Here is a 14,101-nt window from a genome sequence, read left to right as displayed (position 1 = left end):
GCTTGTTCTGTCGAGTATCCCTATTCTTATTCTGAAGGAGTATTTTGTGAGTTTATTTAGAAAAAAACAAGCAGTCGGTCGCCATAGTCAAATGCGTCGGCATTTAGGCTTAGTTGATTTGATATTTTTAGGTATCGGTTCGATGGTTGGAACAGGTATCTTTACGGTAACTGGTTTGGCAGCAGCCCAGTATGCAGGGCCAGCTCTGATCATCTCAATTGTTATTGCAGCAATTTCAGTCGGACTAACAGCCTTGTTTTACGCAGAATTTGCCTCGCGTATACCGACTAACGGTGGTGCCTATGGTTATCTCTACTCGGTTTTTGGTGAATTTCCTGCCTGGATTGCTGGCTGGCTGACAATCATGGAATTCTTGACTGCTGTATCGAGTGTTGCATCTGGTTGGGGAGCTTATTTGAAAGGACTCCTGGCTAATTTTGGTATCGCTATGCCGACAGCTCTGAATGGAACTTTTAACCCCGCTGCAGGTACCTATGTAGACCTCTTACCAGTTCTCGTCTTGATTTTTGTGGTAGGAGTGGTCTTGCTTAATTCTAAGGCAGCTCTTCGTTTCAATTCAGCCTTGGTAGTTTTGAAATTTTCAGCGTTGGCTTTATTTATTTTAGTAGGGTTATTCTTTATCAAACCAGAAAACTGGTCGAACTTCTCTCCTTTTGGTTTTGGTGCCATTTATGGTGGACAGGCAGGAATTATGGCGGGAGCGTCTCTCATGTTCTTTGCCTTCCTGGGATTTGAGTCTATTTCATTAGCGATTGATGAGGTGAAAAAACCTGAGAAGAATGTACCAAAGGGAATCGTGTTGTCTCTATCCATTGTAACAATTCTTTATATTGTAGTGACATTAGTATTGACTGGTATGGTTCACTATACTAAGTTGAATGTGGCAGATGCGGTAGCTTTTGCACTTCGAGAAGTTGGATTGGATTGGGCAGCGAGTTATATTTCTATTGTAGCAATCCTAACATTGATTACAGTATGTATTTCGATGACCTACGCCTTGTCGAGAATGGTCTATTCCATCAGTCGTGATGGTTTGCTACCGAAATCATTGAGTCGATTAACACAAACAAGCAAGGTTCCTAAGAATGCGACCATTCTTGTGGGGATTTTTGCAGCCATTTGTGCAGGTATTTTCCCACTAGCAAGTATTGCTTCCTTCCTCAATATCTGTACCTTAGCTTATTTGATCATGCTGGCGTTGGGTATTATTCGTCTGCGTCAAGTCGAAGGTTTGCCAAAAGATGGACAATTTAAAACACCTCTTGTTCCCTTGTTACCTATCCTCTCAATTATTATTTGTCTTTCATTTATGTTCCAGTATAGTTTAGATACTTGGTTAGCATTCGGAGTATCCTTGGTCGTTGGAATTTTGATTTACTTCTGTTATGGCTATCGTCATTCGGAAGCAAAATAATAGATTTCCCTTCTTTATTTGAAGGGATTTTTTGTACAATTTTTTTATAGAAATAATGGAAAACTTAAAAATAAAATAGTATAATATATATAACGATACAAATATATGGAAGGGAAAACGCAATGTCTAATAGCGATATTCGAGCTAAAGCAACGGTTATTCGTGAACAAACAGATGGGATGATAACCTTGTTTTTGGCACCTGTTTTGATTTCTTTTCTGTCAGGAGTGGCAGAATTTGGCTTGAAACAAATCTGGGGGCAAACTGGTACTTTCTCCTGGGGCACAACTATTGTGAAAGATGGTGTTACTTGGACTCATCATTTTATTTCTGTTGGCCCGTCAATCATATTTGATTTTATTGCACAATGTTTAATTGTGACAGCTTGTTTTCAACTAATAAGACTGGTGAGAAAGCAAAGAACCAAGGTTAGCTTTACGGAGTGTTTCACTTTACTAGATGGGAAAAATTTTTTACCAGTTTTTAGTACGACATTATTGAAAATGCTGGTCTTGTATTTAGCAAGTTTCCCTGCTGTTCTTGGAATGATATTGATAGGTTTAGCTTTCTATAGTACTATTGTCATCTTTGGTGCTCCTATTGATTATCAGCCTGATTTTTCAGCTTTTTTCAGTTCGTCTTATTTTCAAACAGGATTAATACTGGTATGTGTAGGGATTATTTGTAGTTTATTCGTAGGATATGGGCTCAGTCAGGTCTCTTTTCTTCTCTATGATTATTTGGAAAACAATACCTATTCTTCACCATTTAAACTCTTCAGTCAGAGCTGGCAGTTGATGAAGGGGAATAAATGGCGCCGTTTCCTCTTGGATTTATCTTTTGTTGGCTGGTTTATTGGAGTTCTTTTGACGTTTGGGTTTTTGGGACTTTACGTATATCCATACTATTGGACTTGTCAGACTATATTTTATGAAGATTTGAAGGCCAAGAATCCATTGGTGTTTTCAACTTATAAATCAGTTATCTCTTCCACAGTAGCCTAGGGAGTATGGAGATAACAAATTATTAGGAATCCCTTCGTATTTTGGAGGGATTTTCCTGTTTTTAAGAGATGTTCTGGAAAATTAATGGATAAAGTTTTATACTAATAGTAGGATGGTAAAGTAGTCCGATGTTGATAGAATATTTGCGACGTGACTTTATAAATAAGGAGAGAAAATTGGAGGGGAATTGTGATGATGACGAGTGATATAGTATCAAGAGCGATGATGACTCGCGAGCGGACAAGAGGTACAACACTACTATTTTTGCCCTCCATTTTGCTATCTATTGTTTATGCTGTACCAGTAACAATTTTTCGCCTACTGACATTTCTAGAGCTCCGTCAAAACAGTGCTTTTGTGGAAGGGCGATTGGTTTCTTCGATCAGGTTGACCTATTTAGGTGAGTTAGGCTTCGCTCTGTTGTTACAGCTGTTCATCGGTCTGTCCTGTTTTCATTTATTGGAATTGTTGAGAGGGGATAGACAGGAGTTTTCTTTAAAAGATAGTTTTTCCTTTCTAAAGACAGAATGGAAGAAGCCTATCTGTACCACTTTTCTTTATTATTATTTGCTTCTTTTTATAGCTGGACTTCCAGCTAATCTAGGGGCTGCTTTATTTATTAAAGGCTTCACAATGAGTAGTTTGATGGTCTTATCTCCGGGGGCAATGGCAGAGCTGGCAGTTCATCAGCCTAGTCAATTAATGAAGATAGGGGCTCCGATTTTCCTGCTAGGAATGATTAGTTACCTTGTTGTCTACTATACCTACTCACAGGTTGTTTTTGTCTTGTATGACCATTTGGATAATGCTAGTTATACTGGTCCCCTGGCTGTATTTAGGGAAAGTCGTTTCTTGATGAAAGGGAACTATTGGCAACGTATCTGGTTAGATTTATCCTTTTTAGGTTGGTTTATTGGAGAATTATTGACCCTTCATCTGTTATCTTTTTTTGTGACTCCTTACTATCATTTATCTAGGACTATTTTCTACGAAAAATTGAAAAAACAAAGACTGTCAGCTGTAGAGTAGCTAACAGTCTTTTATGATTATAGGGAGTTTGTTTTGGGCTTGAAATAGAGATCGTAAACCAACCAGGAAATCATTATTTCTTGGACAAGCAAGCTGATGACGGAGCCCTCTACGCCAAACTTTCCACCAGATAGCCACTCAGGACCAGTGATACCGATTTGAATAAAGGCTTGACCAGCATCGGAGCCACTGACTGGGAAAGCAAAAACATTCCCTTGGAAACAGTTCCACGCAGCGTGTAAGCCACCAATCACCCAAATGTTGCCAGTTTTGAGCATAATGAGGCAGGCAAGAACGGCAAATAGGGTTAAATCCAAAATTGGAATGAGTGAAATAGCATTGTTTCCGAGGTGGAGAAATGTGAAGAAGAGGGAAGAAACAATGATACCGATAGGAATATTGTGTCTAGCGGAAAGTGATGAGAACATCCATCCTCTTGTTAGAATTTCTTCTGTCGTACCTTGGATAGACCAGGCAAGGATAAGGATAATAAATTCTCCGACTAATTTTGTAGAGAACTGGATGCTTGTAAATTCAATCGCGCCTAATCCCCACATGATGAGTGTACAAGTGGTCAGCATTGCAGCTCCGATTCCCCACCCGAGTAGAAAATCTTTTCCCGCACCTTTTTTAGTAAAACCAAGTCCTACCCACGGGCTTTTTTCAATATACCGTGCCCATAAAATGACCATCAGGCTGATAAAAGCGAAAGCGAATAGTTCAAAACTTACAGAAAGGGTCTCGCTAAATGGGAGTAAAAAGCTTATTGGAGTGAAAATAACAGCTCCTAGTGAATCTCCTACTAGCAACAAAATAATAGCTACAATAGGAGAGGTGACGATGTTGAGATTGAAAGCTGATTGAGCCTTCTCATTGATAAATTCGGTTTTCATAGGACCTCCTTTTACTAGATACTTTACTAGTTCACTATTCTATCACATTTTTCCAAATAAGACTAGACCTAATTTCCTAGTATATGGTAGAATAGTACAAAGCTATATAAGGAGAATAGTATATGGAATTGAATCAATGGCTGAAGTCCTTTCAACTGAAAGATAATCGACTAGTGGGCCCATTCTTTTATGGCACACCTCTTGCTCTTAGATTTGAAATCGGGCCTGCAGACGAAGCAGAAGAATTATCAAGAGCAATCTATCTTGAAAGAGCCTATGCACGTGCAGTAGAACTTTTTGAGCAGGCTAGTTCAGAATACGACTATGTGCTCCTTTCGCTCCTTCGACAGGAAGATAGGGATATAGACACCTACCTCTGGCATTTTTCATCGAAATTTAACTTCGACAAGCTTCCTGAGCCTGAGTTGATAGAAGTGGAGGATTTGACGGGAGATGTGCTAGTCTTTGAGCGCTATCTCTTTCCAGTTACCGACCAGGACCTGAAGGCTTTGTTGAGGGAGATTGTCAAAGCCGACCATGGAGGTTTTAACTATCTATCAAGTTCCGTTCTCTTCCTATCTAGTCAGGACAATATCATCTATCATTGCTACGATGATCGGGGAGTTGATATTGCTATTTTAGATGATGATAAACGTTTGGAGCTCTTTACAGACTACCATGACCTCCTTTTTGACTATGATATGGAGGAGATGGAGAGGAGGGTGAGGAGGTAGGAAGAAAATGTATATCTGATGACCGTCTTCTATAGTAATTAGTATATTATGGCACACAACTAATTTTTAGGGAGCAAATCAATGCCTTACCGTAAATTAACATCAAGAGATCGGACTTTTATTAAAGGGGAAACAAATCGTATCCTTCATCAGATGAATAGCAGTGCGGAATATTTGGCGACTGTCCAGACCTATGAGGCAGCCAAGGCTCGTGCCAACCAAGCCTATCTGGCAATGGAACTAGAAGATGACCTAGAAAAAAAGTTACGGCTGGCAAAATTGGTTGAAACCTATACTGCCCAAGCCCAGTCTATATTGGATGATTGGGAAGAGAAGAACAGGAGAGCAGAGAAAAACGCAAGAAATGTGAAGTTGATTTTGTGGCTGACCGTGCTCTTCGCCCTTAGCTTTGTTTTCCCGGTCAATATCATTCTAGCCATCCTATTTGCAGTCTGGTTTTATCGGAATTACCTTCGTTCAAGCAGAATTGCCCAAGTGTCTAAGTCTACTGCGAGCCAGTCACTAGTGACAGAAGAGGAAAGTTATGAAGACTGGCTGACAGAAAAGATTGTCACACTTAACAAAGATAAGCGTGAGTGGACAGAGGATGTACTTGCAAAATATGACAGTTTGGATGAAATAGCAGCAGGTATTGGTAAAATTGACGAGATAGATAAAGAAGCTGGTAAGAAAATTCTCCATCGTTATCAAGCAATCTTAGTTGATATTGAAAAATTACCAGATTCTGACCAGAAAACCTATTATTTAGATTTTCATCGAGAAATGATAGCTGATTTGAAAAATGTATTTGAACAGCTCAATATTGTATAAGAACACCGGAAACAGTTCCAAACTGGTACCGGTTTTTCGCTCTTCGTCAATTGACAAGAACAAAACTATAATTTTATAGAGAAGATAGACATTAGCTTTCGACTTGGCTTGTATTTAGAACCGCTTTGTGATTTAGCTGAAAATATGATAAAATAGGATGTTGTCAATAACAGGGTTTCATTTGCTCTGAATTTGAAAGGAAAAAAACATGACAAAAACACCGTTTTACATTACCACACCGATTTATTATCCGTCTGGAAAACTTCACATCGGGTCGGCCTACACAACCATTGCCTGCGATGTATTGGCTCGTTACAAACGCCTTATGGGGCATGAGGTCTTCTATCTGACAGGGCTGGATGAGCATGGCCAGAAGATTGAGGAGAAGGCAAAAGAGGCAGGTTTGACTCCGCAAGCCTACGTTGACGGCATGGCGGTTGGCGTTAAGGAACTCTGGAACTTGCTGGACATCTCTTACGACAAATTTATCCGCACGACTGATGATTACCACGAGGAAGTGGTGGCGGCTGTTTTTGAAAAATTGCTGGCGCAGGACGACATTTACTTGGGAGAGTATTCTGGTTGGTACTCCGTATCGGACGAGGAATTCTTCACCGAGAGCCAATTAGAAGAGGTCTTCCGAGATGAAAACGGCAAGGTAACAGGCGGTATCGCTCCTAGCGGTCACGAGGTTGCCTGGGTGTCAGAAGAGTCCTACTTCCTCCGCCTCAGCAAGTATCAGGATAAGTTGGTCGAGTTCTTCAATGCTCATCCAGACTTTATCCAGCCAGACGGCCGCCTCAATGAAATCATGAAAAACTTCATCGAGCCAGGCTTGGAAGATTTGGCCGTATCGCGTACTTCATTTACCTGGGGCGTGCCCGTACCGTCCAATCCAAAGCATGTTGTCTATGTCTGGATTGATGCCCTACTCAACTACGCAACTGCCTTGGGCTATGGTCAGGAAGAAACAGCCAACTATGACAAGTTCTGGAATGGAACAGTTTACCACATGGTTGGCAAGGACATTCTTCGTTTCCACTCCATTTACTGGCCAATCATGCTCATGATGTTGGATATGAAGTTGCCAGACCGCTTGGTTGCTCATGGCTGGTTTGTCATGAAAGATGGCAAGATGTCTAAGTCTAAGGGCAATGTGGTCTATCCAGAGATGTTGGTCGAGCGTTTCGGCTTGGATCCACTGCGTTACTACCTCATGCGTAGTCTGCCAGTTGGCTCTGACGGAACCTTCACACCAGAAGATTACGTTGGTCGTATTAACTACGAACTGGCCAACGACCTTGGAAACTTGCTCAACCGTACAGTTGCTATGATTAACAAGTATTTCGGTGGTCAGGTACCAACTTTTGTTGCCAACGTGACAGATTTTGATGCGGACTTGGCGGCAGTTGTAGCTGACAACTTGGCAAGCTACCACAAGTATATGGAAGCTGTTGACTACCCACGCGCCTTGGAAGCTGTTTGGAATATCATCTCCCGTACCAACAAGTACATCGATGAAACTGCACCTTGGGTCTTGGCTAAGGACGAAGCGGACCGTGACAAGTTGGCAGCAGTCATGGCTCACTTAACAGCAGGTCTGCGTGTGGTGGCGCACCTCATTCAGCCATTCATGATGACCACTTCAAATGCCATTATGGAACAGCTTGGTTTGGGAACAGCATTTGACCTTGAAAACCTTGACTTTGCAGGTCTTCCAGCTGGTTTGACAGTGGTTGCAAAAGGTACGCCTATCTTCCCACGTCTGGATATGGAAGAGGAAATCGCCTATATCCAAGCCCAAATGGGTGGTAGCTCTGCTATTTCCCCAGAGGAAGAAAAAGAGTGGAATCCAGCTGACGTGGAACTCAAAAACGAGAAGGCCGCGATCAAGTTCGAGGACTTTGACAAGGTGGAAATCCGCGTGGCCGAAGTCAAGGAAGTAGCCAAGGTGGAGGGCTCTGACAAGCTGCTCAAGTTCCGTCTGGACGCAGGTGATGGTCAGGACCGTCAAATCCTGTCTGGTATCGCCAAGTACTATCCAAATGAGCAGGAGTTGGTCGGTAAGAAAGTCCAAATCGTTGCCAACCTTAAGCCACGTAAGATGATGGGCTTGCTCAGCCAGGGCATGATCCTCTCAGCCGAACATGGTGACAATTTAACACTCTTAACAGTCGATCCATCTGTGCCAAACGGCAGTCAGATTGGGTAAGAAAATTCAAACACTCAGCATAGCTGGGTGTTTTTTTGCGAACTAATAAAGAGAGGAGGTTTTATGTTAGTTGCACTTGATGAAGATGGACAAGTTTTTAATGTCTTGGAAAATCCTGCGCCGCAAGGTAGCTATTCTTGTCCAGGTTGTGGAGGGCTGGTCCGATACAAATCCGGAAAAGTTCTGCGTTCGCACTTTGCCCATGTAACCCTGCGGGACTGCCACTACTTTTCCGAGAATGAGTCGGCCCAGCACCTGTCCCTTAAGTCTTGTCTGTACAGTTGGTTAATCAATGCCGAACAAGTTGAACTTGAAAAATGCCTGCCTAGTATAGGGCAGGTCGCTGATTTATTTGTCAATGATCGTTTAGCCTTGGAAGTACAGTGTTCCAGTCTACCCATTTCTCGTTTGCAGGTGAGGACGCAAGCCTATCATGAAGCTGGTCTTCAGGTTCTCTGGCTGTTGGGAAAAGGCCTATGGTTAAAAGAAAGATTAAGCAAATTACACAAGCAATTCCTCTCTTTTAGTATGAACATGGGTTTTCACCTCTGGGAATTGGATGATGAGAAAAAAGAATTGCGTCTTCGTTACCTTATTCATGAAGACTTACGAGGTAAGGTCCACTGTCTGACAAAGGTTTTTCCATTTGGCGAGGGAAATTTATTGGAAATATTGCGTCTACCATTTGCCAAGCAAGCTTTATCGCATCTTACTTGCCCGTTAGATAGGGATTTGCCTCGCTACATTGCTCGTCAGCTGTATTACAGAACTCCCAATTGGTTAGCCCTACAGGCGGAAGCCTATGGTCGTGGTGAAAATCTACTAACCAAGACGGCAGAAGAATGGTATCCCCACATCCGTCTACCCCGCTCTGCCATTGGCTTTGCCCAAATACAAAAAGATTTAACCCTAGTTTATCAGGATTTTGACCAGCATTACGACAGTATTGAAGACAAGCAGAAACAGGTTCTATATCCACCTATAATTTATAGAAAACCAATGTAAATAGAGATAGCTGATGGAGGTGTATATATTGCTTTTGAAAATATGTTCGTTATTTTATGTTAGTCATGCTACTGTTGGTGAGGGTTGTAGACTTTATTATCCTAGTGGCGACTTGCTATAGCGAATGCCAAAAACTATTTTCCAGTTGAATAGTAACCAATAAGCCCTCACTTTCCTATGGAAAGAGGGGATTTTTTATGTTAGAATAAAGGATACGGAGGATTAATTATGTCTAAACAACGTTACGAAATTGAAGAAAAATACCAGTGGGACTTGACCACTATTTTCCCAACAGATGAAGCCTGGGAAGCAGAACTTGCAGATTTACAAGCTGAAACTGAAAAAACAAAAGAATTTGCAGGTCACTTGCTCGACTCAGCGAAGAGCCTTTTGACAATCAGCGAAACGCAACTTGGTCTTATGCGTCGCATTGAAAAACTCTATGTCTATGCGTCTATGAAGAACGACCAAGATACTCGTGAAGGCAAATACCAGGAATTTCAAGCTAAAGCCATGGGCTTGTATTCGGTCTTTTCACAGGCTTTTGCCTTCTATGAGCCTGAGTTTATGGCCATTACTGAAGAGCAGTTGGAGGCCTTTAAGGCAGAGGAGCCAGCTCTTGTTCAGTACAGCCACCAATTTGAAAAACTTTTAGCGGCTAAGGACCATGTCCTGTCACAAGAGGTGGAAGAAGTATTGGCAGCGACCAGCGAGATTTTCGAATCACCTGCTGAAACCTTCTCAGTCTTGGACAATGCCAGCCTGCGTTTCCCAGAAATCGCAGATGAGGACGGTCACTTGGTGCCCCTTTCACACGGTAACTACATTCACTTTATGGAGTCTAAAAACCGTGACGTCCGCCAAGAAGCATATGAGGCTATGTACGGTACCTACGAGCAGTTCCAGCATACCTATGCTAAGACTTTGCAGTCTAATGTCAAGGTCAATAACCTGAAAGCTCGTTTGCGGAAGTACGATTCAGCCCGTCACGCATCACTTGCAGCTAATTTCATTCCAGAATCCGTTTACGATACATTGGTAGCGGCAGTCAACAAGCACCTTCCGCTCTTGCACCGTTATATCAATTTGCGTAAGAAACTCTTGGGTATTGATGACTTGAAGATGTATGATATGTACACGCCATTGTCAGATTTCAGTACCAAGATTTCTTATGAAGATGCACTCAAGAAATGCCAAGAAACCTTGGAAATTTTCGGTGAGGATTATTCGGCTATTGTAAAAGAAGCCTTCGAAAACCGCTGGATTGATGTCCACGTTAATGAAGGAAAACGCTCAGGAGCATACTCAGGAGGTGCTTACGACACCAACGCCTTCATGCTTCTCAACTGGCAGGATAACTTGGATAACATGTACACTCTTATCCATGAAACAGGGCATTCTCTCCATTCTATGTTGACTCGTAAGACTCAACCCTATGTCTATGGACATTATTCCCTATTCTTGGCTGAAATTGCTTCAACGACCAATGAAAATCTTTTGACAGAAAAACTCTTGGCAGAAGTAGAAGATGACAAGGAACGCTTTGCTATTCTCAATCACTATCTAGATGGTTTCCGTGGTACAGTCTTCCGCCAGACCCAATTTGCCGAGTTTGAACAGGCTATCTATAAGGCAGACCAGGAAGGTCAAGTCTTGACGGCTGATTTCCTCAATGAATTGTACGGTCAGACAAACGAGAAATACTACGGACTTTCTGCAGAAGAAAATCCAGAAATCCAGTTTGAGTGGGCTCGCATTCCACACTTCTATTACAATTTCTATGTCTATCAATATGCGACAGGTTTTGCGGCAGCATCAGCTCTTGCAAACAAAATTGTCAATGGTAGTCCAGAAGACAAAGAAAACTATCTTAACTACTTGAAGGCTGGTAGCTCAGACTACTCACTCAATGTCATTGCAAAAGCTGGTGTAGACATGACCAAGGAAGATTACCTCAACGATGCTTTCAAGGTATTTGAAGCTCGTTTGGAAGAATTAGAAGCTCTCGTTGAGAAAGGTGTGCACCTCTAATATGATTTCCTATAAACGTTCGATTGTGGTACCAGTTGCAGTCAGTATTGGTTTGGTCTTGATTGGAATTGGCTTAATGACAAAGCCGGAACCAGCAGTGGTTTCAGGATTGTGTTATTTATTGCTGAATATTCCGTCAGCATTATATGCTTATTTCTTGCGCAAACAGGGAGCTGTCTTTGTCTTGAATGAGGAGTATTTAGAATATCAAAGCAGAGCAGGAGGAGACTATCAGCGCCATTCGTTAGAAGAGATTGCGGAGATTCGATACATCGTTTCTCCTGTCTATCGTGGCTATCAGTCGAAACGTTTGCGAATCGTAGGAAATAAGGGAGCACTACTTGCAGTCGTCAATTTGAATAAGCTTGATGGTGCAGATTTTAATGATATTTACCATTTTTTAGAGCAAGTAGCACCGCATATAAGATGGGATTTTTCAAATTCATAATGGAGGTATTATGTTAACGGAAGAACAGCTACAGGACATTTTTGAACTGGCGGACCTCATGTCAAATGGTGACAGGGAGCTATTTCTCCAACTTAGAGATGTGGTTTTTGCTAGTGATCCGAATCAGATTCTAGACTCTATCGAACGCATCCTAGAACCAGATTCATTCGATGATTTCTTGGACCGTGTTGGGGAGTCTGAAAAGGAAAATCTTTGGTTAATCTTGATAAAATTACTAGAGCATTTTAATTATATTTGTGTGCGTGATTATAAGGATAATCTTGAAGATTTTATCTACTTTTTTGACCGTCTTCATCAAGTCCGCAATGCAGGGATTTCTCTCAAATTGGATTCAGATGGATTAAATCCAGCTGCCTCTATTTCAGAATGGGCAAGAGTCGTTGATAGCAAATATCTTGATGAAAACTTTTGTCTAGGGGCAGTGGATATGGACACGGATAGTTACTATCTCTTTTTCAGTAAGCAAGCGACTTTTGTTCGACTTCAAGAACTAGCTGGAAATTTAGGGTATCGAATTGATTACGCCAAAAATATGTAAAGAAAAGGTGGGGAAACCTACCTTTTAGTGTGTTGAGGAAGAAAATCTTGTCGGCTTATGATATAATGGATTCTATGGTCGAATCATATAGTAAAAACGCAAATCACAATATGCGCCGTCCAGTTGTCAAGGAAGAAATTGTGGATTTTATGCGAACACGTCAGGCGCAAAATACAGGTTTTTTGAAAGAACTGGAAGAGTTTGCTCGTCAAGAAAATATTCCAGTCATCCCTCATGAAACGGTAGCCTATTTCCGCTTACTAATGCAGACACTCCAACCTAAACGTATTTTAGAAATTGGAACTGCTATTGGCTTCTCTGCGTTACTGATGGCTGATAATAGCCCGCATTCGAAGATTACAACGATTGATCGAAATGAAGAAATGATTGGCTTTGCAAAGGAAAACTTTGCCAAATATGATCAGCGCCAGCAGATTGAATTGCTGGAAGGGGAAGCCATGGATATTCTTCCGACTTTACCAGATAACACATATGATTTTGTTTTCATGGATTCTGCTAAATCAAAATATATTGTATTTTTACCAGAAGTCTTGAAAAAGGTCAAAGTAGGCGGTTTAATCATTTTGGATGACATCTTCCAAGGAGGAGATGTTGCCAAGGACATCAAGGATGTCAGAAGAGGGCAGCGCACTATTTACAAAGGATTGCAACGTTTATTCGATGCGACTTTGGATAATCCAGATGTGACTGCTAGTCTTGTTTCCATGAGTGACGGTCTCCTTATGTTGAGAAAAAATAGGGAAAATGTTGACTTAAAACATACAGAAATTTAAGAAGTTTTTAAGCTTTTGTGTTATAATGAAAGGGTTAACGAAAAAAAGGAGAGAGTCTTTAAATGAAGCAAACTAAAAAAATTCTCGCGGGAGCAGTAACACTCTTTGCTGCGGTAACACTCGCTGCTTGTTCCAATGCAGCTGATAAAGATATCATTACGATGAAAGGCAACACGATTACTGTGTCTGAGTTTTATGAGAAGGTAAAAACAAACTCTCAAGCTCAACAAGTTCTATTGTCAATGATTATTAGTAATGTATTTGAAGAGCAGTATGGTGACAAAGTGACTGCGAAAGAAGTCGACGAGGCTTATAACAAAATGGCAGAGCAATATGGTGATTCATTTGCAACAGCTCTTTCTTCAGCTGGCTTGACTCAAGAAACTTACAAAGAACAAATCCGTACTAATAAATTAGTTGAGTATGCTGTAAAACAGGCTGCTGAGAAGGAATTGACCGATGAGAACTACAAGGCGGCTTATGACGCTTATACACCAGAAGTGACTGCACGTATCATTAAATTGACAGACGAAGCAAAAGCAAAAGAAGTTTTAGCTGCAGCACAAGCTGAAGGTGCAGATTTTGCTCAATTGGCAAAAGACAATTCTACGGATACTGCTACAAAAGACAATGGAGGCGAAGTTAAATTCGATTCAACTTCAACAACTGTTCCTACAGAAGTTCAAAAAGCGGTCTTTGCCTTGGATGCAGGTCAAGTAGGAACTTCAATTGTTTCTGCAGTTGACTTAAAAACTTATACTACTAGCTACTATGTTGTAAAACTGGAAGCGAAGTCAGAAAAATCTGCCAAATGGGAAGACTACAAGGATAAGTTGAAAGAAATTATTTTGGCGCAAAAGCAAAGTGATTCATCGTTTGTTGCTACTGTGCTGAAAGAAGCGCTCCAAAAAGCAAACGTTAAGGTTAAAGACAGTGCCTTCCAAAATCTTCTTTCACAATATGTGACAACAGAAGAAAGCAGTTCTTCATCAACGGAAAGTAGCTCTTCGTCGACTGAAAGCTCTTCTTCAACAACAGAATCTTCTAGTTCTTCAGGTCAATAATTGACGCTTTACTTATTAAGAATAGATACTTGATTACTTAGTTCAGAAAATTGGCGGTTGTT

Annotated in this window: 13 protein-coding genes; 12 read left to right on the top strand and 1 reads right to left on the bottom strand. The window is 41.2% G+C overall.

Features of this window, described 5'->3' with window-relative positions; translation table 11 throughout:
• Nucleotides 1-46: 46 nt before the first annotated feature.
• From GPW69_RS07085 to GPW69_RS07075, 3 genes are all read left to right on the top strand, one after another.
• A complete protein-coding gene (locus GPW69_RS07085; RefSeq protein ID WP_074391820.1) occupies nt 47-1,435 on the top strand; it encodes an amino acid permease in 1,389 nt (462 codons plus the stop codon).
• Nucleotides 1,436-1,557: 122 nt separating this feature from the next.
• Entirely contained in the window at nt 1,558-2,439 is an 882-nt protein-coding gene (locus GPW69_RS07080) for a DUF975 family protein (RefSeq protein WP_014638086.1), read from the top strand.
• Nucleotides 2,440-2,631: 192 nt separating this feature from the next.
• Entirely contained in the window at nt 2,632-3,468 is an 837-nt protein-coding gene (locus GPW69_RS07075) for a DUF975 family protein (RefSeq protein ID WP_074391821.1), read from the top strand.
• A 17-nt stretch (nt 3,469-3,485) separates the two neighbouring features.
• On the opposite strand, the gene GPW69_RS07070 is transcribed toward GPW69_RS07075, so the two are convergent.
• Nucleotides 3,486-4,361: a CPBP family intramembrane glutamic endopeptidase gene (locus tag GPW69_RS07070; RefSeq protein ID WP_074391822.1), complete on the bottom strand. Its 876-nt coding sequence runs from the start codon at nt 4,359-4,361 to the stop codon at nt 3,486-3,488.
• Between the two features lie 122 nt (nt 4,362-4,483).
• On the opposite strand from GPW69_RS07070, the gene GPW69_RS07065 reads away from it, so the two are divergent.
• The 9 genes from GPW69_RS07065 (at nt 4,484) to prsA (ending at nt 14,039) form a co-directional block, all read left to right on the top strand.
• Nucleotides 4,484-5,095, top strand: coding sequence for a DUF3885 domain-containing protein (locus GPW69_RS07065; RefSeq protein WP_074391823.1), 612 nt, complete (start codon nt 4,484-4,486; stop codon nt 5,093-5,095).
• Between the two features lie 81 nt (nt 5,096-5,176).
• Nucleotides 5,177-5,926 (top strand): hypothetical protein, encoded by a 750-nt coding sequence (locus tag GPW69_RS07060; RefSeq protein ID WP_074391824.1) that lies wholly within the window; start codon nt 5,177-5,179, stop codon nt 5,924-5,926.
• A gap of 208 nt (nt 5,927-6,134) precedes the next feature.
• The gene (metG, locus tag GPW69_RS07055) at nt 6,135-8,138 is read left to right on the top strand and encodes a methionine--tRNA ligase (RefSeq protein ID WP_044671000.1); all 2,004 of its coding nucleotides are present in this window, start codon (nt 6,135-6,137) and stop codon (nt 8,136-8,138) included.
• Nucleotides 8,139-8,201: 63 nt separating this feature from the next.
• Nucleotides 8,202-9,143 carry a competence protein CoiA gene (locus GPW69_RS07050; RefSeq protein WP_074391825.1) on the top strand — a complete coding sequence of 314 codons (942 nt, stop codon included), beginning with the start codon at nt 8,202-8,204 and terminating at the stop codon, nt 9,141-9,143.
• A gap of 228 nt (nt 9,144-9,371) precedes the next feature.
• Entirely contained in the window at nt 9,372-11,174 is a 1,803-nt protein-coding gene (gene pepF / locus GPW69_RS07045; RefSeq protein ID WP_044668708.1) for an oligoendopeptidase F, read from the top strand.
• Between the two features lies 1 nt (nt 11,175).
• The gene (locus GPW69_RS07040) at nt 11,176-11,622 is read left to right on the top strand and encodes a membrane protein (RefSeq protein WP_044761306.1); all 447 of its coding nucleotides are present in this window, start codon (nt 11,176-11,178) and stop codon (nt 11,620-11,622) included.
• Nucleotides 11,623-11,632: 10 nt separating this feature from the next.
• On the top strand, nt 11,633-12,181 hold the full coding sequence (locus tag GPW69_RS07035; protein WP_029176930.1) for a DUF6630 family protein: 549 nt from the start codon (nt 11,633-11,635) through the stop codon (nt 12,179-12,181).
• A gap of 74 nt (nt 12,182-12,255) precedes the next feature.
• Nucleotides 12,256-12,975, top strand: coding sequence for an O-methyltransferase (locus tag GPW69_RS07030; RefSeq protein ID WP_043034995.1), 720 nt, complete (start codon nt 12,256-12,258; stop codon nt 12,973-12,975).
• 62 nt (nt 12,976-13,037) lie between these two features.
• On the top strand, nt 13,038-14,039 hold the full coding sequence (gene prsA, locus GPW69_RS07025) for a peptidylprolyl isomerase PrsA (RefSeq protein WP_044761681.1): 1,002 nt from the start codon (nt 13,038-13,040) through the stop codon (nt 14,037-14,039).
• The last annotated feature ends 62 nt before the right edge of the window (nt 14,040-14,101 follow it).

It is taken from the genome of Streptococcus suis (assembly GCF_902702775.1).
GTDB classification, from domain to species: Bacteria; Bacillota; Bacilli; order Lactobacillales; family Streptococcaceae; genus Streptococcus; species Streptococcus hashimotonensis.
The sequence above is the reverse complement of the archived record's forward strand: the minus strand, read 5'-3'. Positions and strand labels throughout refer to the sequence as shown.

What these genes read in the sequence shown, in the direction of transcription:
- pepF (WP_044668708.1), top strand. Translation starts at nt 9,372, where the DNA reads ATGTCTAAACAACGTTACGAAATTGAAGAAAAATACCAGTGGGACTTG.
- GPW69_RS07065 (WP_074391823.1), top strand. Translation starts at nt 4,484, where the DNA reads ATGGAATTGAATCAATGGCTGAAGTCCTTTCAACTGAAAGATAATCGA.
- GPW69_RS07050 (WP_074391825.1), top strand. Translation starts at nt 8,202, where the DNA reads ATGTTAGTTGCACTTGATGAAGATGGACAAGTTTTTAATGTCTTGGAA.
- prsA (WP_044761681.1), top strand. Translation starts at nt 13,038, where the DNA reads ATGAAGCAAACTAAAAAAATTCTCGCGGGAGCAGTAACACTCTTTGCT.
- GPW69_RS07080 (WP_014638086.1), top strand. Translation starts at nt 1,558, where the DNA reads ATGTCTAATAGCGATATTCGAGCTAAAGCAACGGTTATTCGTGAACAA.
- GPW69_RS07075 (WP_074391821.1), top strand. Translation starts at nt 2,632, where the DNA reads ATGATGACGAGTGATATAGTATCAAGAGCGATGATGACTCGCGAGCGG.
- GPW69_RS07040 (WP_044761306.1), top strand. Translation starts at nt 11,176, where the DNA reads ATGATTTCCTATAAACGTTCGATTGTGGTACCAGTTGCAGTCAGTATT.
- GPW69_RS07030 (WP_043034995.1), top strand. Translation starts at nt 12,256, where the DNA reads ATGGTCGAATCATATAGTAAAAACGCAAATCACAATATGCGCCGTCCA.
- metG (WP_044671000.1), top strand. Translation starts at nt 6,135, where the DNA reads ATGACAAAAACACCGTTTTACATTACCACACCGATTTATTATCCGTCT.
- GPW69_RS07035 (WP_029176930.1), top strand. Translation starts at nt 11,633, where the DNA reads ATGTTAACGGAAGAACAGCTACAGGACATTTTTGAACTGGCGGACCTC.
- GPW69_RS07070 (WP_074391822.1), bottom strand. Translation starts at nt 4,361, where the DNA reads ATGAAAACCGAATTTATCAATGAGAAGGCTCAATCAGCTTTCAATCTC.
- GPW69_RS07060 (WP_074391824.1), top strand. Translation starts at nt 5,177, where the DNA reads ATGCCTTACCGTAAATTAACATCAAGAGATCGGACTTTTATTAAAGGG.